24 protein-coding genes are annotated in these 22,235 nt (G+C 58.1%); 12 read left to right on the top strand and 12 right to left on the bottom strand.

The annotated features are described in order from the left end of the window. The first annotated feature begins 35 nt into the window (after positions 1–35). Positions 36–650, top strand: a complete 615-nt coding sequence (gene betI, locus GOX63_RS18190; protein WP_170327671.1) for a transcriptional regulator BetI — start codon at positions 36–38, stop codon at positions 648–650. 21 nt (positions 651–671) lie between these two features. On the opposite strand, the gene GOX63_RS18195 is transcribed toward betI, so the two are convergent. From GOX63_RS18195 to GOX63_RS18225, 7 genes are all read right to left on the bottom strand, one after another. Further along, a complete protein-coding gene (locus tag GOX63_RS18195) occupies positions 672–2,432 on the bottom strand; it encodes a SulP family inorganic anion transporter (RefSeq protein WP_174826832.1) in 1,761 nt (586 codons plus the stop codon). A gap of 82 nt (positions 2,433–2,514) precedes the next feature. Next, entirely contained in the window at positions 2,515–4,194 is a 1,680-nt protein-coding gene (locus tag GOX63_RS18200) for a bifunctional protein tyrosine phosphatase family protein/NAD(P)/FAD-dependent oxidoreductase (RefSeq protein ID WP_170327670.1), read from the bottom strand. A 21-nt stretch (positions 4,195–4,215) separates the two neighbouring features. Beyond that, a complete protein-coding gene (locus tag GOX63_RS18205) occupies positions 4,216–5,100 on the bottom strand; it encodes an MBL fold metallo-hydrolase (RefSeq protein WP_170327669.1) in 885 nt (294 codons plus the stop codon). A 46-nt stretch (positions 5,101–5,146) separates the two neighbouring features. Continuing rightward, a complete protein-coding gene (locus GOX63_RS18210; RefSeq protein ID WP_170327668.1) occupies positions 5,147–5,359 on the bottom strand; it encodes a YgaP family membrane protein in 213 nt (70 codons plus the stop codon). A 103-nt stretch (positions 5,360–5,462) separates the two neighbouring features. Continuing rightward, positions 5,463–6,134, bottom strand: coding sequence for a Crp/Fnr family transcriptional regulator (locus GOX63_RS18215; protein ID WP_170327667.1), 672 nt, complete (start codon positions 6,132–6,134; stop codon positions 5,463–5,465). 139 nt (positions 6,135–6,273) lie between these two features. Further along, on the bottom strand, positions 6,274–7,194 hold the full coding sequence (locus tag GOX63_RS18220; protein ID WP_170327666.1) for an alpha/beta hydrolase family protein: 921 nt from the start codon (positions 7,192–7,194) through the stop codon (positions 6,274–6,276). Positions 7,195–7,212: 18 nt separating this feature from the next. Continuing rightward, a complete protein-coding gene (locus GOX63_RS18225; protein WP_170327665.1) occupies positions 7,213–8,223 on the bottom strand; it encodes an AraC family transcriptional regulator in 1,011 nt (336 codons plus the stop codon). A 361-nt stretch (positions 8,224–8,584) separates the two neighbouring features. On the opposite strand from GOX63_RS18225, the gene GOX63_RS18230 reads away from it, so the two are divergent. The 3 genes from GOX63_RS18230 (at position 8,585) to GOX63_RS18240 (ending at position 12,428) form a co-directional block, all read left to right on the top strand. Continuing rightward, positions 8,585–9,199 (top strand): helix-turn-helix domain-containing protein, encoded by a 615-nt coding sequence (locus GOX63_RS18230; RefSeq protein ID WP_170327664.1) that lies wholly within the window; start codon positions 8,585–8,587, stop codon positions 9,197–9,199. Positions 9,200–9,222: 23 nt separating this feature from the next. Continuing rightward, positions 9,223–11,187, top strand: coding sequence for an FAD-dependent oxidoreductase (locus GOX63_RS18235; protein WP_170327663.1), 1,965 nt, complete (start codon positions 9,223–9,225; stop codon positions 11,185–11,187). Between the two features lie 164 nt (positions 11,188–11,351). Continuing rightward, the gene (locus GOX63_RS18240) at positions 11,352–12,428 is read left to right on the top strand and encodes a hypothetical protein (RefSeq protein WP_170327662.1); all 1,077 of its coding nucleotides are present in this window, start codon (positions 11,352–11,354) and stop codon (positions 12,426–12,428) included. Between the two features lie 118 nt (positions 12,429–12,546). Here the strand turns inward: GOX63_RS18240 and GOX63_RS18245 are convergent, their stop codons facing one another. The 4 genes from GOX63_RS18245 to GOX63_RS18260 all read right to left on the bottom strand — a co-directional run bounded on the left by GOX63_RS18245 (position 12,547) and on the right by GOX63_RS18260 (position 15,633). Beyond that, on the bottom strand, positions 12,547–13,299 hold the full coding sequence (locus GOX63_RS18245) for a MipA/OmpV family protein (protein ID WP_170327661.1): 753 nt from the start codon (positions 13,297–13,299) through the stop codon (positions 12,547–12,549). A 281-nt stretch (positions 13,300–13,580) separates the two neighbouring features. Further along, on the bottom strand, positions 13,581–14,378 hold the full coding sequence (locus tag GOX63_RS18250; protein WP_170327660.1) for an iron chelate uptake ABC transporter family permease subunit: 798 nt from the start codon (positions 14,376–14,378) through the stop codon (positions 13,581–13,583). Further along, positions 14,378–15,118 carry a metal ABC transporter ATP-binding protein gene (locus GOX63_RS18255; RefSeq protein ID WP_170327659.1) on the bottom strand — a complete coding sequence of 247 codons (741 nt, stop codon included), beginning with the start codon at positions 15,116–15,118 and terminating at the stop codon, positions 14,378–14,380. The genes GOX63_RS18250 and GOX63_RS18255 overlap by 1 nt, the downstream gene beginning before the upstream one ends. A gap of 2 nt (positions 15,119–15,120) precedes the next feature. Beyond that, positions 15,121–15,633 (bottom strand): Fur family transcriptional regulator, encoded by a 513-nt coding sequence (locus GOX63_RS18260; protein ID WP_170327658.1) that lies wholly within the window; start codon positions 15,631–15,633, stop codon positions 15,121–15,123. A 56-nt stretch (positions 15,634–15,689) separates the two neighbouring features. Here GOX63_RS18260 and GOX63_RS18265 point away from each other — a divergent pair, with 56 nt between their 5' ends. From GOX63_RS18265 to GOX63_RS18285, 5 genes are all read left to right on the top strand, one after another. Beyond that, positions 15,690–16,808: a zinc ABC transporter substrate-binding protein gene (locus GOX63_RS18265; RefSeq protein WP_170546709.1), complete on the top strand. Its 1,119-nt coding sequence runs from the start codon at positions 15,690–15,692 to the stop codon at positions 16,806–16,808. Between the two features lie 184 nt (positions 16,809–16,992). Beyond that, the gene (locus GOX63_RS18270; protein ID WP_367647214.1) at positions 16,993–18,111 is read left to right on the top strand and encodes a CobW family GTP-binding protein; all 1,119 of its coding nucleotides are present in this window, start codon (positions 16,993–16,995) and stop codon (positions 18,109–18,111) included. Next, complete coding sequence (locus tag GOX63_RS18275; protein WP_170546712.1) at positions 18,104–19,318, top strand: GTP-binding protein; 1,215 nt, start codon at positions 18,104–18,106, stop codon at positions 19,316–19,318. The genes GOX63_RS18270 and GOX63_RS18275 overlap by 8 nt, the downstream gene beginning before the upstream one ends. Beyond that, positions 19,315–19,950: a DUF1826 domain-containing protein gene (locus GOX63_RS18280; protein ID WP_170546714.1), complete on the top strand. Its 636-nt coding sequence runs from the start codon at positions 19,315–19,317 to the stop codon at positions 19,948–19,950. The genes GOX63_RS18275 and GOX63_RS18280 overlap by 4 nt, the downstream gene beginning before the upstream one ends. Continuing rightward, entirely contained in the window at positions 19,950–20,204 is a 255-nt protein-coding gene (locus GOX63_RS18285) for a DUF6525 family protein (protein ID WP_170327654.1), read from the top strand. Before GOX63_RS18280 ends, GOX63_RS18285 begins: the two co-directional genes overlap by 1 nt. 73 nt (positions 20,205–20,277) lie before the next feature. On the opposite strand, the gene GOX63_RS18290 is transcribed toward GOX63_RS18285, so the two are convergent. Further along, on the bottom strand, positions 20,278–21,222 hold the full coding sequence (locus GOX63_RS18290) for an SDR family oxidoreductase (RefSeq protein WP_170546717.1): 945 nt from the start codon (positions 21,220–21,222) through the stop codon (positions 20,278–20,280). Between the two features lie 411 nt (positions 21,223–21,633). Between GOX63_RS18290 and GOX63_RS18295 the strand changes: the two genes are divergently transcribed. Genes GOX63_RS18295 through GOX63_RS24240 form a run of 3 tightly spaced genes read left to right on the top strand, consistent with a single transcriptional unit; the run spans position 21,634 to position 22,218 of the window. After that, positions 21,634–21,861, top strand: coding sequence for a TetR/AcrR family transcriptional regulator (locus tag GOX63_RS18295; RefSeq protein ID WP_170327652.1), 228 nt, complete (start codon positions 21,634–21,636; stop codon positions 21,859–21,861). A gap of 6 nt (positions 21,862–21,867) precedes the next feature. After that, a complete protein-coding gene (locus tag GOX63_RS24235; RefSeq protein ID WP_170327651.1) occupies positions 21,868–21,996 on the top strand; it encodes a hypothetical protein in 129 nt (42 codons plus the stop codon). After that, entirely contained in the window at positions 21,997–22,218 is a 222-nt protein-coding gene (locus GOX63_RS24240; protein WP_170327650.1) for a TetR/AcrR family transcriptional regulator C-terminal domain-containing protein, read from the top strand. The last annotated feature ends 17 nt before the right edge of the window (positions 22,219–22,235 follow it).

Here is a 22,235-nt window from a genome sequence, read left to right on the forward strand (position 1 = left end):
GTCTAAAACGACCCCAAGTCAGGAGATCTCAGCCCGTGTCCCGATTGTCAGATATTGAAATCCGCAAACTTCAGATCATTGAAGCCACCATGGACGTGCTGAATGATCAGGGGTTCTGTGCGCTGAAGATCAGGGATGTGGCGCATCAGGCGGGTGTCTCTGCCGGATTGGTCTGCCACTACTACGACACCAAACAGGGGCTGCTGCTGGCGGCGATCCGCCACGCGGTGACATCTTACGGGGAGCAGCTGGACCTGATCGCGGAACAGGACACTCCGCCCCGGGACAAGGTGCTGGCGCTGGTGCGCATGGCACTTGCGCCCGAGCAGTCGAACAAGCGACTGTCGTCGGTCTGGCTGACGCTCTATTGCCTTGCCGGGTCGGACGCCGAGTATCATCAGGAATTGCTGCGCTATCAGCAGCAGAACCTGGACGTTGTTCGCTCGGCCATTGCACCGCTTTATTCCGATGACGAGGCCGGGCATATTGCGCGCATGATTGTTGCTCTGATTGACGGGGTGTGGCTGCAACACGCAACCCGTGTTGAACCCGTCGACTTGAATGCCGCGCAAAATCTGGTGGCAACCCTGACGGAACAGGCGCTTTCGGCGCGCCAGTCAGACAAAACGGACACTGCCCGCGCGACTTGATGGATGACCCGGCGTCGGGAGTTACCCGCCGACCGACGACAGTCTAGTCGCGCCATCCGCGCAAGTTTCGCTGTGGGAAAGGCTTGTCCAGGCGTCATATTGTGAAAGAAACACCTGACCGTTCAGCACCTCGGGGAAATGCGTGCGGTTCAGCCTGTCCATAACTGGTCCCTTGACTTCGGACAGATGCAGACCAATCCCCATGTCGGTCAGCCGGTGGTTGATCGCCTCGAGGCTTTCGAGGGCGGAAAAATCCACCTCATTCACCGCCGAGAACATCAGCACCACGTTCCGAACCGCGCTTCCTTCGGTCACGCGACTTTGGATCAATGTCTCCAGAAAACGCGCATTCACAAAATACAGGCTTTCATCAACGCGCAGTGTCACCAGCGAGGGCACGGTTTCGACTTCATGACGCAGGATGTTCCGGAAATGCTGGGTTCCGGGGACAAGCCCAACCTCGGCCACATGTGGGCGCGAGGTCTTGTAGAGGTGCAAAAGTACGGAGATCGCCACGCCCGACGCCACTCCAACCTCGACCCCCAGCCCCAGCGTCAGCAGAATGGTTGCGGAAACGGCGGTAAAATCGGCGCGGGAATAGCCCCAGGTTTTCTTCAGGATGGACAGGTCCACAAGGCTGAGCACTGCGACAATGATGGTCGCCGCCAGCGTGGCCTTGGGCAGGAAGAAGACTAATGGCGTCAAGGCGACCGCCGCGATAGCCAGACCGATGGCGGTAAAAGCACCCGCCGCTGGCGTTTCCGCCCCGGCGTCGAAATTGACGACCGAGCGGGCAAACCCGCCGGTGACCGGATAACCCCCGGTGAAGGCAGCACCCAGATTTGCTGCGCCAAGACCGATCAACTCCTGATCCGGATCGATCCGCTGACGTTTCTTGGCCGCCAGAGTTTGCGCCACCGAAACGCTTTCGACAAAACCAATGATCGAAATCAGGATTGCGGGAACCGCAAGCGCCCTGATCAGATCCGGGGAAAACCCCGGCAGCGACAGGGGCGGCAGGCTTTGGGGGACGCTCCCGACGATCTGCACGCCCTCATTGGCCAGATCAAACCTCCAAACAGCAACGGTCGTGGCGACCACGGCGGCAACAGGCCCGGCCTTGGTCAAAATATCGGCCAGCACCGGCGGCACCCCCAGACGGTTCAGAAACGGTCTGAGGTTTTTTCGCACCCAGAACAGAAACCCTGTCGCCAGGGTTCCGATTGCCACGGTTACCCAATTGATCTCAGGGAGGTGCCGAAAGATCGAACCCAGCATTTCCGGCAACGTGTGCCCATGCGCGCTGATCCCCAGAATGTGTTTGGCCTGACTAGTCGCGATCAGGATGCCCGAGGCCGTGATGAACCCGGCAATGACCGGATGGCTGAGGAAATTGGCCAGAAACCCAAGGCGCAGAATCCCCATCAGCACCAGAAACCCGCCGGACAGAAAGGCCAGCGTCAGCGCCGCAACCGCATAGCCCGCCGTGCCCTGTTCGGCCACCTGCCCGATGGCTGTTGCCGTCAAAAGTGAAACCACCGCTACGGGCCCAACCGCCAACGCACGACTAGTGCCGAAGATCGCATATAGCACAATGGGCACGATAGATGCGTAAATTCCTGCCTCGGGCGGCAAGCCGGCCAGCAAGGCATAGGCCAGTGATTGCGGGATCAGCATGATGGTCACGATCAGGGCCGCAATGAGGTCGTTTGAAAAGGCGCCGCGCGTATAGGTTCGGCCCCAGTCCAGAACGGGGACAAATTGGCGGAGTCGTTTGATCATTTAGACTTTCCGGTGTTCAGAGCGGGCGGTGCGGTCAGCACCCCCCGCTTGTCATTGAGCGCAAAACACACAAACCCAGTTCTTATTCTGGTGCGACATTCAGCTTCTCGGGCCGCGCCATCCATTCCTTGCCGCGCAACATGGCCTTCCAGTAGATCGGCGGTAGCAGGCTTTCCTTCAGGAACCATGCCATGCGACTTGGTTCCGTTCCGTCGATCAGGAAACGCGGGAAACTGGGTTTCAGCGCACCGCCATAGCCGAATTCGGCCAGCACGATCTTGCCGCGCTCGACCGTCAGCGGGCAGGAGCCATACCCGTCATATTGCGCCACAGCCGAACGCCCTGCGATGTCGGCCACGATGTTGCCCGCCACGGTTGGCGCCTGTTTGCGTGCCGCGGCGGCAGTTTTTGCATTAGGAGCATTCATCACGTCACCGAGCGACCAGATATTGTCGTAGGTTTTGTGGCGCAGTGTCGATTGATCCACATCGACCCAGCCGGCCGCATCGGCCAGCGGCGAGACGCGCACGAAATCGGGCGCCGTCTGGGGCGGGCAGACATGGATCATGTCAAACTCGACCTCGACCGTATCCGGGTCGCTATCCGGTTTGATCACTTCAAAAACCGCCTTTTTAGCTGGCCCGTTGATCGACACCAGATTGTGGAAGAAATTCAGCGTGGCGCCGTATTTCTCGACATACCGCTCTAGCGCCGGGACATAATCCTTGACCCCGAACAGCACGCCACCCGCGTTCATGAACTGGATATCGATATCCTTTAGCGCACCGTTTCGAAACCAGGCGTCGCCCGAGAGGTACATAGCTTTTTGCGGCGCACCAGCGCATTTGATTGGCATTGGCGGCTGTGTGAACAACGCTCTGCCCTCTTTCATCTCTTGCACCAGTTGCCAGGTGTAGGGCGCAAGGTCATACCGGTAGTTCGATGTCACGCCATTACGGCCCAAGGTCTCTTCCAGCCCTTCGACCTTGCCCCAATCCAGCTTCAACCCGGGGCATACGACAAGGCGGTCGTATTTCACCACCCGGCACCCGTCCAGAACGACGGCGTTGTTCTGCGGCTCAAACGCGGCGACCGCGGCCTTGATCCAGTGGACGTCTTTCGGGATCAGGCTGCCCATGGTTTTCGCCGTTGTCTGAGCGTCAAAGATGCCGCCGCCCACCATGGTCCAGCCGGGCTGATAGTAGTGAATATCGGCGGGGTCGATCACCGCGATGTCCAAATCAGGTTGCCGCGATTTGAGGCTGGCGGCGACCGAAATGCCGCCCGCGCCCGCGCCGACAATCACAACCTGAAAATGCGCGTCGCCTGTATCGGTCGGGGTTTTCCCGCCATTAGCGATGCGGCGGGCAACACCGTTCATGTCATAACCCGCAGCCTTGGTGGCCATCAGGATCTCGGACATGGGGCGTTTCTTGGCCTCGTGAAACGACCACAGCGTCGCCGAGCGTGTTCCGGTCCGACAATAGGCCAGAACCGGGCGCTGTACGTCCTCCAACGCCTCTCCAAACGCAGCAACGTCCTGATCTTTCACCATGCCGGACTGCACCGGGACATAGCGCGCTTCGATCCCTGCAGCCTCGGCAGCTGCTGCGATCTCCTTGAACGATGGCTGGTCGGCGCCTTCGCCATCCGGCCGGTTGCAGATGATCGAACGGTATCCCTGTAACGCGATGACCTGTACGTCTTCGATCGTGATCTGCGGGCTGACCGTGAACTTGGGCGATATGGTACGAAGTTCCATGGCTCTCCTCCCTATTGCGGCTTACAGCCCGTTGACCGGCACTTTAAGCATCGGTTTGCCGTCCGCGTCGGTCGGCACCTCGCCGGCCCGCATGTTGACCTGCAGAGAGGGGATGATGAGATTGGGCATGGCAAGCGTGGCATCCCGTTCGGTGCGGAACCTGACGAACTCCTCCTTCGTCTTACCGCCGCCAACATGGATGTTTTGGGCTTTTTCCTCGGCCACGCTGGTTTCCCAGGCGATATCGCGCCCGTTCGGCCCATAGTCGTGGCACATGAACAGCCTTGTTTCATCTGGCAGGGCCAGAACCTTCTGGATCGAGTCATACAGAATGCCTGCATCCCCGCCCGGGAAATCGGCGCGGGCCGAACCGCCGTCGGGCATGAACAAGGTGTCGCCAACAAAGGCCGCGTCGCCCATCACATGCACCATGCAGGCCGGCGTGTGACCGGGCGTATACATAGCAAAGGCCTGCATCGTGCCGATCATGTAGGTGTCGCCATCCTCGAACAGCGCATCGAACTGCGACCCGTCGCGCTGAAATTCAGTGCCTTCGTTGAAGACCTTTCCGAACGTATCCTGAACCACGGTGATCTTCGATCCGACCCCGATCTTGCCGCCCAGTTTTTCCTGAATATACGGCGCGGCGGAAAGGTGATCGGCGTGGACATGGGTTTCGATGATCCACTCCAGCTTCAGCCCTTTTTCCGTAATCACCCGGATCAGCTCATCCGCGTGATCAAAGGTGATACGGCCCGCCGCGTAGTCGATGTCCATAACGCTGTCGACAATGGCGCAGGCGTTCGAACCCGGGTCCTTGACGATATAGCTGATAGTATTCGTGGCCTCGTCAAAAAACGCGAAAACGTCGGGTTTTACGGCCATGTTCACTGGATATGTCGTCATGTGTTGTCTCCTCCGGGTCGTATTCAGGGTGTGGCCACCGTTCCAGTCAGCCGCAGTCGCTGCAGGTTTTCAGGCCGATGATGCGGTAGAGCGGGCAGTTCCCCACAAAGGCCGTCAGCATGAAGACCGCCGCGATGATCAACGCCAGCCAAAACAGGCCACCGGTGCCAAGCACGGTTGTTCCAAAGGCGGCATAGGCCAGGGCTGCTGCAATCACGATACGCAGGGCGCGGTCAATTTTTCCCATATTTGTGGTCATGTCTCACTCCATCGAGAATCGATGGGCTTTCAATCGCACAGCCGGGACCCGAGCTTTGGTGACTTGGTCACCAAAGCTGCGTAATTTCGTAATCCGGCAAGGGTCAGGTGGCGCTGGCAGCCTTTACCATATGCTCCAGCCCTTCGCGTTCGGTCAGGCGGACCTCGCCTCGGGCCTGCTCGATCCAACCACGGCGCTGGAATTCAGAGAGAGTGCGCGAAACCACCTCACGCGCAGTTCCCAACTCGGTTCCCAGAATGGCGTGGGTTGCGTGCACAATGTTGTCTTCGTCGGCAAGTTCCAACAATCGTGCGGCCAGTCGCACGTCCATGCGTTGAAAAACGATTTCGTCGATCAGTGTGAACAGATCTGTGATCCGTCGGGAATAGGCGGTAAAGACAAACTCGCGGAACACCGTCGATTTCGCGACCAACCCGTCAAAAGTGTTTCGCGGTATGGCCACGGCGGTGATGTCGGTTTCGGCGATGCCGTCGGCCGAATAATCCTCGAACGCCAACATGCAGGCGGTGGTCAAAACGCAGCTTTCACCGGCATGAACCCGGTACAGAAAGACCTCTCGCCCGGTATCCGATTTCTGTTGCACCCGAACGGTGCCGTCCAGCAACAACAAAAGATTGTCCGCCGTCTGACCCGGCGCAAAGACCTGAGTGCCTGCGGGCAGGGAAACGACCTTACTGCCTGCAACAAGCTCTGCCCGAATGTCATCGGGCAAACGGCTCAGGCCTTTAAATTTTTCGATCCACGTATGATCCATGTTGTCCTGCTCAGCCAAGGCGGGTCGTTTCAAATAACGCATTCACAAAGGTGAAAGCGTATCTGCTGCCCGTTGTAAACCGCTCAGACAGAATTCAGGGGCAACGAGACCGGATGGTCTGGTCTCGCGGGTCATCATGCTACTTCATGTATTTGTCGAAGAACGCGATCATGGTTTCGGGGTTTTCGCCGAAATAGTTGTACCCGTCGAATCGCACCGTCGTGCCTTCGATCCAGACAAGTTTCTTGTCCTCTTCCGGCAATGTCAGACGGTCAAAAGTACCCTGCACATCTTCGGGGCGGGTCCAGATGTCATCCCGCACCTGAATGATGTAGGTCGGTACCTTCACGTTGGCAGCGTAGTGATGCGGCGTCATTTTCTCCATCGGGAAGGAACCTAGCCGCTGCTGTTCCTGATCGAGAATATCGATGAAATCTCCGATGCCCCGCAGCTTGCCAATCTCTTCAGCTGCGGTCCGGGATGAACAGGGTTGCGGGCAGACAAAAGCCTTGACGTCTTCGAACAGATCGGGGCGTTTGGTCATGGCGACCATCGCAGAATTGCCGCCATTGCACGGGTTGAACAGGCCCACGGTCATGTGCTTCAGTTTTTCGTGGTTCTGCACATAGACCTGAGCACCAGCCACATCACGCCATTCGAACAGACCGTAGGCGGCAAGACCGGCGTTGGCGGCACCACTATGGCCGTGGTTGCGCATGTCATAGGTCAGGACGTTATAGCCTGCGTCATGCAGCGCCTTGTAGACCTTGTTAAATTCGACCTGAACCGGCGCGAATTGGGACCACGGCTCCAAGTGCCCGGGAAAGCCATAACGGCTGAAGGTCAGCGGGTGGTTGCAGATGATCAGCTTGTCGCTGCCGTCACAGGGGATGAACCAGGCCTCCAGCGGGATGCCGTCCAGAGCGGGAAAGAAGACATCTTCATACTCCATGCCATAGTCAGCCGGTGTTTTCAGAACCGGGGTGCGGTTGATGACGGTGTTGCCTTGGGCCATGCCTTGAATGATGGCCATTTGCTCTGCCGTGGGTAGCGCCGTCATATGAAGTCTCCTAGGGATTCAGTTCGTTTTTGGCTGGTCTGTCTGAAAATGCGCCTCGCGCCATTCGGCAGGCGTTCTGTCCTCCCATTTGTGGAAGGCACGGTAAAAGGACCCTTGGTCCTCGTAACCCAGCAGACAGACGATTTCGGTGATGTCGAACGCGGGTTCGGATAGGTATTCACAGGCCAGACTGTGGCGTGTGTCCGACAACAGGGCCTGAAAGCTCTGGCCTTCTTCCCTGAGACGGCGTTGCAGTGACCGTTCGCTGATCGCCATCTGGCGGGCGATGCTACGCAGCTCCGGGCGACCAGCCGTGAGGCAGCGACGCAGATGCCAGCGGACCTGATCGGACAGCGAACCCTTTGTCTGATGTCGGCTCAGCTCCTGATCCAGAGCCTCGTCCAGCATCTCCAGAAGCTCTCGGTTATAGCTGACAAACCGGATGTCCAGATCGGATTTGCGGAACACCAGCCGGGCGGTGGGCGCGTTCCAGTTCACGGGGCAGCCGAACCAAGTCTCAATCTTTTCGCTACGGTCTCGGCACAGATCCATCCGATCGGGCGTAATCTCTGTTTCCGTCCCGACCCGAGCCATGCTGACCAGAAAAGCGAAACTCGCATCGGTCAGGGCATTCGGTTGTGTTTCATTCGCATGAGGCCAATTGGTGATGACAACACATTCTTCGGCGGTGGAGGTGATTTGAAACTCTTCCGGCGCAGTCAACGCCTTGAACCGTGCGACCCGGCGCAGTGCCTCGCCCAGATTGCTGGCGTGAAAAGCGACCATGAGCGATGGCGGCATGGTCGCCCCCTGCATTTGCGTAGACAGATCAAAGCCGACATCCGCCCCACCCAGCACCTCAAGCGCGTGCCATAATGCAAACAGTTGTGCCGTCGACATCCGCGCATCCCGCTGAACGATGCCGGGCGGCAGCTGAGCCTCATGAATAAGGGCTGAACGCCTGATAGACAGGCGCTCGGCGGCCTGCCAGAACGCATCTGGGGTTTTTATGCGGTCAGGGGGCGTCATGATGTGTTTCCTTGTCTGCCTGCTGCCGACATAGGGTACCAAAGGCCGAAACGAATTAGCAGCGCCCGCCAATTTTATGGCAGAACGCGCCAATCCCGTGCGATAGACCAATACTGGCTCTGGCGCGCATCGCCCAACAGGGTCCTTTTGATCCCCATACGGAACGGGCCGGTTTTTTTTGACTATCCTTGTTGTCTGCGAAGACCGGCTGGTCGTTCTGATAGCCGCTTGAGGTCAAAAACATTCAAGTAGTCTGGTTGTGAATGGCTCAGGGCAATCCTGAATGCAGGCTAGAATCAGTTGACTAAATTTATAGATGTAAATTATGGATGATATATTTTTACAACCTGAGTGCCCGAGAATGCCCAATCACTACGAAGGAAATGTGATCTCTGCTCCACTGGACATCGAGACAGTGGAAAGCTCCCGGTTTGATCCGCTGCTGGGGGAAGAGATCAAGGCGCTGCGCAAAGCGAAACGCATGACGCTTGGCCAATTAGGTCAGGCGACCGGTCTGTCCAACGGCTTCATCAGCCAGATCGAACGGGGCCAGAACCGCCCTTCGGTGACCGCACTGTTCAAGATCAGCCGCGCGCTGGGAGTGTCAGTGGGCTGGTTCTTCTCGACCTCGGATACCGCTAAAAACGCCCATGTCGTGCGCCAAAAGGAACGGCGTTCCATCGAATATGATGACGGCATTCGCGACGAGCTGCTGACACCGGGTCTGGGCGGAAAGCTCGAGCTTTTGTCCTGCCGGTTTCCCCCCGGTAGCGGCGTCGAAACCGTGTATTTCCACGAAGGAGAAGAGGCCGGCGTTGTGGTCCGCGGCGCGTTGGATCTGTGGATCGGAGATACGCTGTACCACCTGAAAGAAGGCGACAGCTTTGCCTTCGACAGCACGACGCCGCACCGCTACCGCAACCCGACACAGGAAGACACCGTAGTGATCTGGGCGATCACTCCGCCGAATTTCTGACCGCACCAGCCAGGAAACGCCTCATGAGCCAAGCCGGTTTCCCCAACCTGTTTTCGCCAATCACCATCGGCAACCTGACCTTGCGCAACCGCATCGTGTCCACCGGGCATGAGACCCATCTAAACGACCAGGGCCGTATCGGCGACCGGATGATTGCCTATCACGAGGCCCGCGCGCGCGGCGGTGCGGGGTTAATCGTCACCGAGGTCGCTCTGGTGCATCCCAGCGCAGTATTCGTCGCTGACCCGATCCGGGTGGACACGGATGAGTGCATTCCCGGCTACCGACAACTAGCAAAAGTCGTTCATGGCCACGGCAGCGGTCTGATTGCACAGCTGTTCCACCCAGGCCGCGAAATGCTGGCTTCCGAGGATGGTACGGCTCCGGTGTCTTATTCGTCCTCGCCCACACCGAACGAGCGGTTCCATGTGATGCCCCGACCGATGCCTCTGGAGATGATCGCCGAGGTGATTTCGTCCTATGGCGACGCGGCCCGCCGGATGCGCGAGGCCGGTCTCGACGGGGTCGAGATCGTGGCGTCGCACGGTTATTTGCCAGCGCAATTCCTCAATCCGCAGGTCAACCGGCGCGGGGATGCCTACGGCGGTTCACTGGAAAACCGGACACGGTTCATCCGGGACATTGCCGCAGATATTCGTGCCAAGGCGGGCAAGGATTTTATCATCGGCCTGCGCCTGTCCGGCGATGAACGCAGCCATGAGGGTTTGGAGCAATCCGACATGCTCGAAGCTTGCGCAATGATCGCAGCAGACGGGGTGCTGGATTACTTCAGCGTCGTGGCCGGGTCGTCCGCCACGCTGGCCGGATCGGTCCACATTGCCCCTCCGATGTTCGAAGAGGTTGGCTATACCGCTCCGATGGGTCAGGCCATTGGCGCGCGCACCGGCCTGACAACCATCGTTACCGGACGGATCAATCAGCCACAGGATGCTGAGAAGATCATCGCCTCGGGGCAGGCGGATCTGTGCGGAATGACCCGCGCGATGATTTGCGATCCGGACATGGCCAACAAGGCGCAAACGGGCCGGGTGGATGACATCCGCGCCTGTATCGGCTGCAATCAGGCCTGCATCGGGCATTTCCACGATGGATACCCGATTTCCTGCATCCAGAACCCTGTCAGCGGACGGGAGCTGCACTTTGGCGCCCCCGCGTTGGCCACACCGAAACGCAGGGTGCTTGTTGCCGGTGGCGGGCCGGGTGGCATGAAGGCCGCCGCAATCGCAGCCGAACGCGGGCATGAGGTTGCCCTTTTTGAACGGAACGCCCAGCTTGGCGGTCAGGCCCGGCTGGCGCAACTCTTGCCGCATCGGGCCGAGTTCGGCGGCATCATCACCAATCTGACGCGCGAGATGGAACTGGCCGGGGTCGACATCCGCAAGGGCGTCGAAGTCACCGAAGCCTCGATCACCGACTATGCCCCCGACACCGTCATTGTCGCGACGGGCGCCACCCCGCGTTGGCCGGAATTCGAAGGGCGCGATGACGCGCATGTCGTGGATGCATGGCAAGTCCTGCAAGGGGATGCAGACGTTGGCAAATCAGTTGTCGTCGCCGATTGGCGAGCCGATTGGATTGGCATCGGAATGGCGGAGCTTTTAGCGCAGAACGGTCACTCGGTCCGGCTGGCGGTCAACGGTTACATGGCAGGGCAATCCATCCAGATGTATGTCCGCGATGCCAGCATCGGGCGCCTGCACGGTCTCGGCGTGGAAACCCTGCCCTTCATGCGCCTGTTCGGCGCAGATGAGGACAGCGTCTATCTTCAACACATCATGAGCAACGAAGCGGTGATCTGTGAAGGCGTCGACACGCTGGTTTTGTGTCAGGGTCACACCCCCCGTAACACTGTCGAGGATCTGGTCCGCGAACTAGGACTGGAACACCACCTGATCGGCGACTGCGTCGCCCCGCGCACCGCCGAAGAGGCTGTGCTGGAAGGGTTACGGGCCGGGCTGGCAGTCTAGCCGAAAAAACGGTGCCATCCAGACCTCCGAAGCTGCGTCGGGCCTGATAGATAAGGGATATGAAAAAGCATAAGGGTCTGCGATCATTCAGTTGACCCAGGCAGATTTGGTCGGCGTTCGATCTGCTGGCTAGACGATTTTGACACTCATACCGGGATGGCTTGATGCGCTTATCAGGATTGCTCCTTCTGGTCATTGGCACCTTGACCGCAAGTATTGTGGCGCCCCGACCGGCTGAAGCCTGTGCCGTGTGCATCGAGATGCCCGAAACATCCCTTGCTGATCACCTGCTTTCTGCGGATGCCATTGTGTTGGCCGGGCCAGGACCAGACAACCCGTTCATGTTTGTTCCGAAGGAAATTCTGAAAGGCACGGCACAGGACATCGCAAGGCTGCCCGAGATTCCCTTCCTAATCGACAGCACAACACGGGCCGCCTTTCGAGCCGATCCGCAAAAGGCCGTTCTTTTGACATATGGAGCCACGGACAAAGATGCTGCGGGGCGAAGCGTGTCGCGCAAATGGCGCAGGATTTTCATGCTCACCCCGGAAAGAACACGCTTTCTGCAGGTGCTGAATTCCGCAGAGGAAACCTGGCAGTTGGGCGATATCCGCTCAGCTGACCGTATCGCGTTTTTTGCCGCGTATATTTCGCACCAAGACAGAGTTTTGCGCGATACCGCGTTGATCGAAATCGACCGCGCACCGTATGACCTTGTTCGATCTCTGCGCATCAAAGTTCCCACAGAGCAGATGTTGCAAGAGTTCCGCGATATCAATCGCATCGGCTTTGTCCCTGTTTCCATCCGCCTGCTGGGTCTGCAAACAGACGATACCGAGGCCGTCTCGATTGTTCGGTCACGTTATCGGCACGCATTGAGCACAGGCAGCAGCTACCTATACGAATGGGCTTTGGCCGGGATCGAGGTGGATGGATCAAATGCGGTCGCGGCCATCGATGGCGTGCTAGGTACGGGCAACCGAAAAATGGAAGACCGGCGCGCGCTTGTTCGTGCTTTGGCTGAGGGCGGTTCAGTCTCACCAAAGCTCCGAGGACAGATCATCCAGATTTTCTCTCGGATATTGAACCACGACAGCGCGTTGGCGTTGGATATCGCAATCGCGTCGCGCGACTGGGGCGAAACATTATTGGATGATCAATTCAAAGCGCTCTTGGAGCTGGAAGACACCGACCCGGCGACACGCTTTGTCATTGAAACCTGGCTTGCGCCGCAAGAATGAACTGGCGTTGCGGAATTTGCTGATAGCCCGGCGGGGCTAGAGATTTGCGGTGTCAAACGAAATACTACAATTGTGGCACCTTGCTCTTCCCTGCCCAAGGCTTATGCGGGCGAAAGGGTTAGAATGCGCGAGTGAACCCGACACCATAGACGAACTGGTTGCGGTCACCGCGTTCCGAGACGATGGGACTGTCCGCAGCATCACCCAACAGGCGACTGTACAAAAAACCGGTGCCGACTTGCCATTCCCGGCTCAGAGGTTGGATGAACACGGCACCAAAACGCAGATCACGCACACCCGAACCCGCGTCAAAGACGGGCAGCCCACTGGCCGCCGCGCCCGCAGGTGTGACAGAGAAATAGGTGCTCATATACTCGGAAGACCCAAAGGATGCCGCCGTGTACAGACCCAGTGCCGCATAGCGCCCAACCGGGACCCATCTGTTGAAATTGACGGAGATTGTATAGCCGTCGTTGTCGCCCCAAACACCATGCAAAAAGCTGGCGCCGGCTACCCACCTATTTCGGGGATCTTTGCCCACATCTTCATAGGCCACGAAAGCGCCCAGCTCGAGCGACCCGTCAACGTCCGGCAGTTTGGCGACGACATCGTCTTTCACATCCTCCCGGCCAAATCGGTACATACCAGCAGGCCCAAACCGCCAATTGCGGTTTTCCAGCAGGTTTATCCTTGCATAGCTGACCTCAAGAGCAATGTAGCGTTGTTCGCCAAATGTATAGCGCGCGATCGGAGCGGCCCCGACAGTGGTTTCATCTGCCCCGATATACTCAGGATATGGCCCGATACCGAGCCCGACATAGGACGGCAGATAGGTTGGAGCCAGCGAAAGAAACTCAGAATCCGCGGCCACTGCACTGGCAGAAAGACAGAGAAAAAGCAGGCTGCGGCTTAGTAAGGGCGTTGGCAAGAGGGGCCTTCTTGTAACGTGTTTGGGTCTAATTGTGTGCCCGGTGTGGTTGACGCATTGAAAAGTGTCAACATCTACAGCCACGACTTAGTCACTCAACCCCAATCGTAGCCCACAGACCTAACAGTGCCGCGGCAGCGACCACAGACTCCTCACAAGCTTTAACCGACGCGCTCCTCACGCCGAAATGCAGGCTTTGCCGAGTGCGCTCTGGCGCCGATGAGTTAGGTCTGGTGCCGTGTCTGCCAACCAACCAGACTGAAGCCCGCAAACAGGATTGCAGCGACGCAGACAATTGAAGGGCCTGCAGGTGTGTCAAACACGTAAGCGGCCCTCAACCCGGCGATGGCGGAAACCGCACCGATCACGGCAGCGATCAAAGCCATCGTTTCCGGGGACTTTGCCAGGCTGCGCGCGGCGGCCGCTGGAATGATCAGCATGGCCGCAATCAGCAGAACGCCCACCACCTTGATCGCCACGGCCACGGTAACGGCAAGCGCAAGCGTCAGGATCAACTGCTCGCGCTTAGGATCAAAACCACTCGCATAGGCCAGTTCCTCGTTCAATGTCGCGGTCAGCAGTTGAGACCACCGCCATGTAATCAATGCCACAACAAGAGCTGCACCGCCCCAGATCACCAACAGATCAGAGCGGGAAACCGCAAGAATATCGCCAAAGAGATACGCCATCAGGTCAATGCGAACGCCCGACAAAAACGACACCGCGACGAGGCCGAACGCAAGCGATGAATGGGCCATGACGCCCAGAAGTGTATCCATGGCGTAGCCCCGCCCGGCCAACAGGGTCACGGTCAGCGCCATGATCAACGCAACAACCAATGCGCCCGGAAAAATGGACATTTGCAGCGCCAACGAAAGCGCTACGCCAAGGATGGCCGCATGTGCTGTTGCATCACCGAAATAGGCCATCCGGCGCCAGACGACAAAACACCCCAGAGGGGCTGCGGCAAAGGCCACGCCAACACCCGCAAGTGTGGCGCGGGTCATGAAATCATCAAGCATTATTCTGCGGCTTCCTGAGAGTGATCACAGTGGTCGTGATCGTGGTCATGATCATGACGGTAAAGTGCCAGCGCACCGCCAGTACCGGTGCCGAACAGCGCACGGTATTCCGGAGCCGAGGCCACAACGGCGGGGGACCCTTCGCAGCACACGTGGCCGTTCAGGCAGATCACCCGGTCCGAGGCACTCATGACCACATGCAATTCGTGGCTGATCATCAGAATGGCACATCCGGTTTCGCGACACACATCTTCGATCTGGCGATAAAACGCTGCCGATCCCGGTTGATCGAGCCCCTGTGTCGCCTCGTCCAAAAGCAGAACCTCAGGCCGATTGATCAGCGCGCGCGCCAAAAGCGCCCTCTGAAACTGCCCGCCGGACAATTGTGACATCTGGCGCTGCAAAAGATCAGGCACCCCAGCCGTTTCAAGCGCCTCGGCGCAGCTCTTGCGTGAAACACGATGAGTCAGCCCCATGAAGCGCTCGACCGAAATTGGCAGGGTCGGATCAATATGCAGTTTTTGCGGAACATATCCGATCTTCAGTCCGGGCTTGCGGGACACTTTCCCGACGGATGGCTTGGTTGCACCGATGATCGCCCGCAACAGGCTGGTCTTGCCGGAACCGTTCGGGCCGACGATGGTCACGATCTCTCCGGGCTCGATGGCCATGTCCACATGACTCAGAACGGTATTTGCGCCATAGCGCACGCTGAGGTTCTCAACGGTGATCAGGGTCATCTCTACGCCTTTTTGGTGCAGTCGGGGCAGATTCCCTCGGCTTCTACAACCGTTCGCTCGATCTCGAAACCCGCCGCACGCGCCGCCGCGCCCAAAACACCTTTCGCCGGAGCGGACTGAGCCTCGGCCACCGCATCACACTTTCTGCAGATCATGAAGGCCGGGGAATGCGCAGCACCGGGATGAGAGCAGGCGACAAACGCGTTCAAACGTTCGATCTTGTGCACGAACCCGTTCTGGACAAGGAAATCGAGCGCGCGATAGGCGACCGGAGGTTGAGATCCAAACCCTTCATCCCGCAAACGATCAAGGATGGCATAGGCGCCAAGTGCCCGATGTTCCTGTAGCAACATCTCCAGAACCTTGCGCCGAACCGGGGTCAGACGCAGCCCTTCCTCTTTGCAGCGAGCTTCCGCTGTCGCCAGCGCAGTTTCGACGCAATGTTCGTGGTCATGTTTCTGGAACCCGACCGGGGCCGTCTCGTCGACCGGTATGGGGTGCGTGTCACTTGTCATGTTATTCCATATCATGTATGCGGCTCGTAACGTTATAAAATCACACAGAGGGCCTGATGTCCAGAAAGCTTCTCCCAGTATCGATTTCGGCCGCACTTTTGGGTGGAACGGCCATGGCGGAAGTTCCGAACGTCGCGGTCGATATCGCACCGGTTCATTCGCTGGTGGTCCGAGTCATGGAAGGTGTTGGGACACCTAATCTGATTGTTCCGCCCGGCGCCTCGCCGCATGAATACAACCTGCGCCCCTCGGAAGCCGCTGCATTGCAAGAGGCTGATCTGGTGTTCTGGATCGGTGAAGACCTGACGCCGTGGATGGACGGTGCAATAGATACGCTGGCCAGCGGCGCAATCGTCACCTCATTGCTGGAATCGGACGGAACGGTTCGTCTGGACTTCCGTGAAAACGCCCTGTTCGAGGCGCATGAACATGGTGACGAAGACGACCATGGGCATGATGAACATGCTGAAGGCGAGGACCATGACGATCATGGTCATGAGGAACATGCCGAAGACAAGGATCATGACGACCACGATCATGAAGATCACGGTCATGACGAAGAGCACGCGCATGAAGAAGAGGATCACGAAAAGCATGACGATCATGGCCACGAAGATCACGCCGATCATGATGGGCATGATGACCATGAAGGACATGAACATGGCGACCATGATCCCCACGCTTGGCTGTCTCCGGCAAACGCAGAAACCTGGCTGAATACGATCGCGGCGCAACTGTCGGCCGCAGACCCGGACAACGCGGGCGCGTATTTTGCAAACGCTGCCGCCGCGCGCGAGGAGATGGCAGCGCTGTCCGCCGAAGTTTCCGAGACACTGGAGCCGGTTCGTGGCGGCAGTTTCATCGTGTTCCACGACGCCTACCAATATTTCGAGAACGCGTTCGACTTCCCGGCCTCAGGCGCAATTTCAATCGGTGACGCGGCCGACCCAAGCCCGGCACGCATCGCTGAGATTCAGGGCCGCATCCGCGAAGAGGGTGTCAATTGTGTCTTGGCAGAACCGCAGTTCAACCCTGGAATTGTGGACACCGTGCTGGACGGGACCGAAGCCAAAACCGGCGTGATTGATCCGCTAGGGTCCGATCTTGAACCCGGCGCGGCGCTGTACCCGCAAGTCATCCGCAACATGGCCAAGACACTGGCCGATTGCCTTTAATCCTCACGATCGGCTCGGTCGAAATTGAAACATCGACCGGGCCGATCCCTGCTTGAGACGCTGACGTCTCTGGCCGGCTTAACTCCGACAACTTTCCGAACAGGCCATAGTAATGACTTGGGCAGCTTGTGTTCTTCTCTCTCGTTTTGTTATGTTATCTCATAATTAAAAATGGGAGAGAGCAGTGATTCCTCACACAGCCAATGGTACCGACCACACCAAAGACCGACGCGTACCGGTCACTGTTCTGACCGGCTTTCTCGGCGCCGGAAAAACGACGCTGCTGAACGCAGTTCTCTCAGGCACTTCTGCAGGCAAAATCGCTGTCATCGTGAATGAGTTCGGTGAGGCCGGGTTGGATCACGATCTGATCGAGTCCGTCGAGGATGAGATCGTCCTGATGCAATCCGGCTGCCTATGCTGCTCCATCAGGGGCGACTTGGCAGGGACTATTGCAGATCTGATCGAGCGACGAGACGACGGGTTTCTACAGTTCGAGCGGATCGTCATCGAAACCACCGGACTTGCGGACCCTGCCCCGATTTTGCAAACGCTGTTGGTCGACCCCGAATTGGCGCGCAATACCCGCATGGACGGTTTGGTTACGCTTGTCGATGCGGCCAACGGCGCCCGGACCCTGGATGCTCAGTTCGAGGCCGTCTCGCAGGTCGCAATGGCGGACCTGATCCTTCTCAGCAAAACCGATCTGGTCACCAAGCCCGAGGCAGACGCCCTTGCTCAGCGGCTAAGCGACCTGAACCCCACCGCCCGGATCGAGCGGCCCGTGGCCGCGCAATTTGATCCAACTAAGCTCTGGGGTTTGAGCGGCCTGCGGAAGGATGTTGACCAAAGCGATGCCATTACCTGGACGACCCCTGCCCCGCCCGAAGTCGACCCGCTGGCCAACCTGTCCGGATTTTCCAAGCCAAAGGCCACACCCCGTGCGGTGACACCGCATGACACGCGGATCAGTTCCGAGTCCATTGTGCTAGACGCGCCCATCAAGGACTCCACCTTTGACTATTGGCTGGACTCACTGATCGCGCTCAAGGGTCCGGACATTCTGCGCGTCAAAGGCATCGTATTTCTTCAGGGCATCGACGTACCGTTCGTGTTTCACGGCGTGCAGCACATTTTCGACTCGCCCGTGCCGTTGAAAAACTGGATCGGGGACGACCGCCGCTCGCGCATCGTGGTCATCGCCCGTGATCTCAGCCGTCCCGAACTGCGGCGCAGCCTCGACATGCTGCGGGCGCATCAACCCAAGTCCGCCATGAAAGAAGAATTTCTGACCCATGACTGATACCCGTCTTCCCGTCACCGTCCTGTCCGGCTTTCTCGGGGCTGGCAAAACCACACTGCTGAATCGCATTCTGAACAATCGCGAAGGTCGGCGTGTTGCCGTCATCGTCAACGATATGTCCGAAGTGAATATCGATGCCGACCTGGTGCGCGCCGAAACCGAGCTGAGCCGCACCGATGAGACGCTGGTTGAGATGTCGAACGGCTGCATCTGCTGCACTCTGCGCGACGACCTGCTGGACGAAGTGCGGCGGCTGGCAGCGGAAAGCCGGTTCGACTATCTGCTGATCGAGTCCACAGGTATCTCGGAACCCCTGCCGGTCGCAGCAACTTTCGACTTTCGCGACGAAGACGGGCAGAGCCTGTCGGACGTTGCCCGCCTTGATACGATGGTCACGGTCGTCGATGCGGTGAACCTACTCAAGGACTTTTCAAGCCATGACTTCCTGCACGATCGCGGCGAAACGATGGGAGAAGGCGATGAACGCACGCTGGTTCACCTGCTGACAGACCAGATCGAATTTGCCGACGTGATTATCCTCAACAAAATCGACGTTGCCGGGCCGGAACGCACCGATGCCGCCCGCAAAATCATCCGCAGCCTGAACGCAGACGCAAAGATCATAGAAACAAACCATTCCGAGGTTGTCAGCGACGCCATTCTGGACACCGGCTTGTTCGATTTCGAAGCGGCCCACGAACATCCGATGTGGGCGAAGGAGCTGTACGGCTTTGCCGATCACGTGCCGGAAACTGAAGAATACGGCGTTGCGTCTTTTGTTTACCGCGCGCGCCAGCCGTTTGAGCCCGAAAAGATTCTGGCCCTGCTGAACGGCGACTTGCCCGGCGTGATCCGGGCAAAGGGGCATTTCTGGATTGCAACACGCCCCCATTGGGTTGCCGAGTTTTCGCTGGCCGGTGCGCTGTCAAGCGTTCAGCCGATCGGGACATGGTGGGCCTCCGTGCCCGAAACACGGTGGCCTGAACACCCCTCGGTGCTGGACTACATCAAACAGCACTGGGCAGAGCCATGGGGCGATCGGCGGCAAGAGATTGTCTTTATCGGTGCAGGCATTGATTGGCCTGTTCTGAAATCGCGGCTCGATGCCTGCTTGCTGCCCGAGACCGTCGCGCCCAGCCCAGACGCTCTGCCCACGGACCTGCCGGACCCGTTCCCGATCTGGCGCAGGGTGGAGGATGCCGCATGAAATTGGCTCCGGCAGAATTGAGGAACGCATCGGTGGGTGTCGGTGTTGTCGACACATTGGACGGGTTGGCAAAGATTGAAATGCCGGGATGTGCAGCAACTATCTGGCGGCGTCAGCTGAGTTCAGAGTTTCAGGCATGGGTCGACGCGCTTGATCCATCACAGTTGCCAACTGCGCGGCTTGTTCTGCGCCCCGGGGCCATCCCAAGTGCCATAAAGCATCTGTGCGACATCGCAGGCATGGAAGACACGGCAGAACGCCGCTGGTTCGAAAGCGATATCTCCGATATGGCAGCACAATTTGCCAAGATGATGCGCGCGCCTTATCTGCGCCTCCGGCTGGACGCGATCAACACCAACGCATGTCGGAAGTTCCACATTGATGCCATCTATGCGCGCCTGATCTGCACCTATCGGGGCACCGGTACGCAATACGGAATTTCGACAGATGGCAAAGACCCAAAGAGGGTTTTCACCGTCCCGACCGGCGCGCCGATGGTCATGCGCGGCACGCATTGGCCGCAGGACCCGCCAGCGGGTCTGGTACACCGCTCACCACCAATCGCGGGTACGGGAGAAACGCGTCTGGTTCTTGTTTTGGACCCGGTTTTTGACATCGAAGAGACCGACTGATGGGCCGCAATCTCGGTCAGACAAATCTGCGGAAACGGCGCCGCCGAGAGGATCCGATGCGCGAATTTGACCGCCTTCCCCCAGTTTTGCGCGCATGGGTGGCGCAAGCCGCCCTGCCCTGGCGTCCACGCTCGGTTCTTCGCGCCTATAACAATGCACTGGCCCGAACGGGTGACCAAAGGCACGCACTGGATGAGCTTAGACGCCTCGAGTCTGTGCAATTGGCGAAAGACGCCAGAGCAATGGTCATGTGATCTCGACCGGTGAGTGGTGTAGCCTGCCGCCAATTTGCCTTCGGGCAGCCTTGGCGACAGACCGGAACGGGAGTTACAGCGCCCAGGTGACCCCGGTTTCTTTCTCGGACAAGGTCCACAGCTTTTGCGCTTGCTCAGCATCCAGAACGCTTGCCTCAAGAACGCATTCACCAACAGGGCCACCCATCTCATTGCGCTTGGTTGGACCGTAATAGGCGAACGGCTTCAGGTTCTCTTCGGTCGCGCACAGGATTTCGGGCCAGGCGCCGCGCTCGGCGGATTGGGCAAATGGCGCGGAGATGGTCAGCATGAACTTGATGAACCCTGCCGACTCCTCTTGCGCCAGCGTGGTCTTGGCCATTCCCGGGTGGCACACATGCACCGACACCGGCAGGTTTGCGGACTTTACCCGGCGCTCCAGGTCATAGGCAAACATCATCTGCGCAAACTTGCTGTGGCAGTAGGTGACATGCGGGTTGTAGTTCTTGTCAAAGTTCATGTCGTACAGTTGCAGACGTTTCAGGCCCATCTTGTGGCCGCCGCTGCCGACGATGATGATACGGGCCTTGCTTTCCACCAGCCGGTCAAAGACCAACCGGATCAACAGGAAATGGCCATAGTGGTTGGTGCCAAGCTGGCTCTCAAAGCCATCCTTGGTGAGCTTCTGCGTTGCAACTTGAGCAATCGCGGCGTTTTCGATGAAAGCATCGATCTGGGGCACCTCGGTGAGAAGCTGCTCTGCAGCCTGCCGGACCGAAGCCAGATCGGCCAGGTCCATCAGGATGAACCGGACATCCGCATCGGCACCTACGTCCTGTTTCAGCTTTGCGATAGCAGCCTCGGATTTGGGTGCGCTGCGGTTCAGCATCACAACGGCCGCGCCCTTGGACAAAAGGATCTTGGCCGCTTCAAAACCTGCGCCGGCGTTGGCACCGGTGATCACATAAGTTTTGCCGGTCAGATCGCCGACACGCTCGGGGGTCCAGCCCTTCGGGCCGAAGGGATTTGTCTTCGCCATTGTCATGCTCTTTCGATTTCGGGAGGGCCGGCAGGTACACCTACCAACGCGTTTCAGTAAAGCGATTGCGTTAAGGTGCTTTTTGAAGATGGCATCCACGATCTCGACCACCTGGGCGATATTCTTGTGGAGCTCTTTTTCCGCGGTCACACGGTCAAAACACGCCTTGGCACTGATTGCCGTGTCAGGCTCTGACCCAACGATTATGCCGGAAGAAAAAGGTTCCTAAAGACGTTGATACCTTTGCTATTGGAGCTGACCTTGTTGACGCCTGCTGCGAAGCAGTTTTTAACATCGGAATTAACCTTCAGGGTTGACCGTCGCTTGATTTCGCTAAAGTAAATCGCACTGTTTACTTATTGATGGCGACGACAAAAGTAAACACTTAATCTTACATTTTAAGTGGAAGCCGTGTACCTCGCAAAAAACATTATCGACGCAGCTGAAGAGGAGTTCAGGCTTCACGAGTTTGAGGGCGCACGCACGACGCGAATTGCAAAATCTGCAAATGTTTCGTCCCGCACGCTTCATAGTCACTTCCCGACGAAAGACGCACAACTCGACGAATTCGTCGAGATTAACGTCGCCGAAACGGGCGCAATCCCCAGCAAACCCTACGACCCAGCAAAGCCGCTTTGAAACCAGTTGATCGCTGCGCTGACCGATTTCTTGGATGCGGTCACGGATGACGATTACATGGGCCTGAACCGGATCGTGATGACCGAATTCCTACGCGACGTTAAATTGACACGTCGCGTGTTTGCGCGCGCATAAATGAACAACAATCCTGTGCAAAGCATCATTTCCGGCGCTATCGAAACCGGAGACCTTCGGAAGGTTGATCCCGACTATGCAACCGCGTTGTTGACCACAGGCGCAAAGGCGGTCTTCTTCTGGCCAAAGTTTCTTGTTGGACAGGACAGCCTGGGCGACACGTCAATTGTGTTGAAAGATTGCGTCGATATGTTTCTCGTCAAATTTGGAGCACGCGATTAAGACGCGCGGATCACCCA

It is taken from the genome of Ruegeria arenilitoris (assembly GCF_013031355.1).
Lineage (GTDB): Bacteria > Pseudomonadota > Alphaproteobacteria > Rhodobacterales > Rhodobacteraceae > Ruegeria > Ruegeria arenilitoris_C.

Excerpts from the sequence above, each read along its gene's own strand:
- GOX63_RS18195 (WP_174826832.1), bottom strand. The coding sequence starts at position 2,432 with ATGATCAAACGACTCCGCCAATTTGTCCCCGTTCTGGACTGGGGCCGA.
- GOX63_RS18200 (WP_170327670.1), bottom strand. The coding sequence starts at position 4,194 with ATGGAACTTCGTACCATATCGCCCAAGTTCACGGTCAGCCCGCAGATC.
- GOX63_RS18205 (WP_170327669.1), bottom strand. The coding sequence starts at position 5,100 with ATGACGACATATCCAGTGAACATGGCCGTAAAACCCGACGTTTTCGCG.
- GOX63_RS18210 (WP_170327668.1), bottom strand. The coding sequence starts at position 5,359 with ATGACCACAAATATGGGAAAAATTGACCGCGCCCTGCGTATCGTGATT.
- GOX63_RS18215 (WP_170327667.1), bottom strand. The coding sequence starts at position 6,134 with ATGGATCATACGTGGATCGAAAAATTTAAAGGCCTGAGCCGTTTGCCC.
- GOX63_RS18220 (WP_170327666.1), bottom strand. The coding sequence starts at position 7,194 with ATGACGGCGCTACCCACGGCAGAGCAAATGGCCATCATTCAAGGCATG.
- GOX63_RS18225 (WP_170327665.1), bottom strand. The coding sequence starts at position 8,223 with ATGACGCCCCCTGACCGCATAAAAACCCCAGATGCGTTCTGGCAGGCC.
- GOX63_RS18230 (WP_170327664.1), top strand. The coding sequence starts at position 8,585 with ATGCCCAATCACTACGAAGGAAATGTGATCTCTGCTCCACTGGACATC.
- GOX63_RS18235 (WP_170327663.1), top strand. The coding sequence starts at position 9,223 with ATGAGCCAAGCCGGTTTCCCCAACCTGTTTTCGCCAATCACCATCGGC.
- GOX63_RS18240 (WP_170327662.1), top strand. The coding sequence starts at position 11,352 with ATGCGCTTATCAGGATTGCTCCTTCTGGTCATTGGCACCTTGACCGCA.
- GOX63_RS18250 (WP_170327660.1), bottom strand. The coding sequence starts at position 14,378 with ATGCTTGATGATTTCATGACCCGCGCCACACTTGCGGGTGTTGGCGTG.
- GOX63_RS18255 (WP_170327659.1), bottom strand. The coding sequence starts at position 15,118 with ATGACCCTGATCACCGTTGAGAACCTCAGCGTGCGCTATGGCGCAAAT.
- GOX63_RS18260 (WP_170327658.1), bottom strand. The coding sequence starts at position 15,633 with ATGACAAGTGACACGCACCCCATACCGGTCGACGAGACGGCCCCGGTC.
- GOX63_RS18265 (WP_170546709.1), top strand. The coding sequence starts at position 15,690 with ATGTCCAGAAAGCTTCTCCCAGTATCGATTTCGGCCGCACTTTTGGGT.
- GOX63_RS18275 (WP_170546712.1), top strand. The coding sequence starts at position 18,104 with ATGACTGATACCCGTCTTCCCGTCACCGTCCTGTCCGGCTTTCTCGGG.
- GOX63_RS18280 (WP_170546714.1), top strand. The coding sequence starts at position 19,315 with ATGAAATTGGCTCCGGCAGAATTGAGGAACGCATCGGTGGGTGTCGGT.
- GOX63_RS18285 (WP_170327654.1), top strand. The coding sequence starts at position 19,950 with ATGGGCCGCAATCTCGGTCAGACAAATCTGCGGAAACGGCGCCGCCGA.
- GOX63_RS18290 (WP_170546717.1), bottom strand. The coding sequence starts at position 21,222 with ATGGCGAAGACAAATCCCTTCGGCCCGAAGGGCTGGACCCCCGAGCGT.
- GOX63_RS24240 (WP_170327650.1), top strand. The coding sequence starts at position 21,997 with ATGAACAACAATCCTGTGCAAAGCATCATTTCCGGCGCTATCGAAACC.